Genomic DNA, 2,632 nt, shown 5'->3' with positions numbered 1-2,632 from the left:
AACCCGAAATTCAAGCGTTATTCGGGCCGAATCTATAGGATCCACTCGATGATCGGCATATAGGAGCCAAGCCGTGACCGGCGTAATGGAGCCAGTGCGTGATCGGTGTATAGGCGCCACTTGATGATAGGCGTAATGGCGCCACCGGCACTGAAGAAGTAAGCAACGGGCATTGCGGAATTTCAACTATGACTCGCTACCCTCGGCGGCTTTTTGCCGGAGGGTTGATGAGCAGGAGGAAGATCGAAATGCACCACTACCGACAGGCCCTGATACGTATGCGTCAGGGCGATTCCGACCGCAATATTGCCAAGAGCGGTCTCATGGGGCGACGCACGGCGGCTGCCCTGCGGACACTGGCCAGCACACAGGGGTGGCTGGACACGGCCACCCCGTTGCCGGATGACGCTACCGTCGTCGCAGTGCTGGCTGCCCCGAAACGGGCATGCATCTACGTCACCGCGAGTGGTTCGAAGGCCTCTGGGACCGGACGAAGCGCTTCGATTTGCCCTTCCGCTTCGTGCATGCGAATACCTCCTGAATTTCTCTATTGGGAAATCCGGGTTGAAGAGCGGCCGGAACTTGTCCCGGTCGATGATGTGCCGTCGATTTCCGGTCCATCAACGCAGGCGTGCTTGCGCACACAGCTTGCCTTCAAGACTTGTCGGCACCATGAGCTTGGCGCACATATTGACACGTTTCTCGGGGGCGCTTAGTGTTCAGAAGGTGAAAAGGCAAATTTCAAATCTTCCGCTGGACGCTGTCTTGCTTGCTGCAAAATTTGCAGGACAAGATGCAGTTCGAAATGCAGTGAATGCCGGACGAGTTGTTGCAGGGTGGAAGGATGGGCGGCTTGTCGAATACGGGCCTGGCGCTCTTCCTCTTTCGCAGAATCAGCGCGAAGAGGTGGCTTCAAATGTCGTCGGTTCTTAAAACAATCCCCCCTGTTCTAATCGTGGTTTCCGTGCCGAACGGTTCAGGGCATTGTTGGTCGAATAATTGGGAGCCACTTATAGGAGAGGTGTTCCCGGTAAATCGGACATCGGGATAAGTGATATTTCTGCTTCAATGGCGACGAAAGTTGCCGACCCACAGGAGCAGAGAGCAATGAGAAGACCGAGACGTAATCACACTGCCGCTTTCAAGGCAAAAGTTGCCTTGGCAGCCCTCAAAGGCGATGAGACGCTGTCCGCCTTGGCGGAGCGGTTCGATGCTCATCCGAACCAGATCACGCAATGGAAAACCCAACTGCTGGAGAACGCTGCCGGTGTGTTTGCCAGCGCCGCGGAGAAGCAGTCAGCCCTGCAGGATCTCAAGGAACTTCACGCCAAGATTGGCCAGCAGGCATTGGAGATTGATTTTTTGGCCGGCGCGCTCGGTCGCGTGGGCGATGCGAGCGCAAAGCGATGATCGACAAGGAACACGAATTATCGGTGACCCGGGACTCTGGGCCTGACGATCGCCGAATCGATTCTGAAAGTGGCCTGGCTATGAGCAACGTGGTTCACCTCGCGAAACCGAAGACCCGGCGCGTACCGGAGCGCCTGCAACTGCGCATCGAACTTGCGTGGATCAAACCGGTTATCTGGCGGCGGATCATCGTCCCGGAGTCGATCACGCTGCCGAAGCTGCATCAGGTCATCCAGGTAACAATGGGCTGGCACGATTGCCACCTGCACGACTTCGACATCGCTGGCGAGACCTACGGCGTCCCCGATCCGGACTACGACTTTGGCACCCCGGCGCGGTCAGAACAACGGGTGCGGCTGGGAACTGCCTTGGGCAACGCCAAATCGTTTCGTTACACCTACGACTTCGGCGATAACTGGGAGCACCGGATCAAAGTCGAGAAACGCCTGGCGCCGGATCCGGAGTTCGCCCGATGCGCGGTCTGCATCGCCGGGGCAAATGCCTGCCCACCGGAAGATGTGGGAAGTGAGCTTGGCTATGTCGACTTCGTCACCGCAATGGCCGATCCGAAACATCCAGATCATGAGGACATGCTCAACTGGTACGGACGTCCCTTCGACCCTAGCCAATTCGACTTCGTCGCTATTAATCTCGACCTTCAGAACATCAAACTCTAGTCCTCAAGACGGTATTGGCCGGACGGTTACGAATTCACGCAGACTGGGTAAATTGAGGCGCGCAACAACAGCCGTATGCCTGCTCTTGGGCTGCAGTCTGTTCCGGATTATGTTCACTGACCCAAGCTCTCTTCGAGGAAGGCAAGCCACTCACGCCCTTGCGCAAACACCTCATGCTTGTTCTGGATAGAAATTGGCGTGCACCATCGCTCTCCCGTTGCCACCTTTTCCACAACGCAGACCGTGATGTCGACGCGGATGCCCGCATTTGCAGCCACCAGCAAACTTTTCAGGACCGGTGAGTCGTCCTCTCCTTTCAATAGATCGATTCCAGGTGTATGCCCTTGAAGACGACGCCATCCGTCGTCATGCGCCGAGGGGGTAATACCGAAAGAGCCTGGTCTGACCTCCACGAGATTGCACTGACGCAGTTCAAAAATTTCCTTTGATTGCGTGGTCGCAGGGATGACTTTGTGGCCACCGATGGCGCGCTCTCCGTCCGGGTAGTTATAGATTCGGCCCGAATAACGCTTGAATTTCGGGTT

General features: G+C 56.5%; 3 protein-coding genes and 1 pseudogene. 3 read left to right on the top strand and 1 reads right to left on the bottom strand.

Annotated elements, in window-relative coordinates:
- Nucleotides 1-227 precede the first annotated feature (227 nt).
- From BO74_RS20845 to BO74_RS20835, 3 genes and pseudogenes are all read left to right on the top strand, one after another.
- The gene (locus BO74_RS20845) at nucleotides 228-716 is read left to right on the top strand and encodes a hypothetical protein (RefSeq protein WP_496445285.1); all 489 of its coding nucleotides are present in this window, start codon (nucleotides 228-230) and stop codon (nucleotides 714-716) included.
- 391 nt (nucleotides 717-1,107) lie between these two features.
- A pseudogene (locus BO74_RS20840) lies at nucleotides 1,108-1,448 on the top strand (transposase); the annotation flags it as partial.
- A 42-nt stretch (nucleotides 1,449-1,490) separates the two neighbouring features.
- Nucleotides 1,491-2,087: a plasmid pRiA4b ORF-3 family protein gene (locus tag BO74_RS20835; protein ID WP_496445287.1), complete on the top strand. Its 597-nt coding sequence runs from the start codon at nucleotides 1,491-1,493 to the stop codon at nucleotides 2,085-2,087.
- 113 nt (nucleotides 2,088-2,200) lie between these two features.
- On the opposite strand, the gene BO74_RS20830 is transcribed toward BO74_RS20835, so the two are convergent.
- A partial coding sequence (locus BO74_RS20830; RefSeq protein WP_496445283.1) for a hypothetical protein occupies nucleotides 2,201-2,632 on the bottom strand: 432 nt, incomplete at its 5' end.

This window comes from Propionivibrio pelophilus DSM 12018 (genome assembly GCF_059569095.1).
This window is presented reverse-complemented; position numbering and strand designations above follow the sequence as displayed.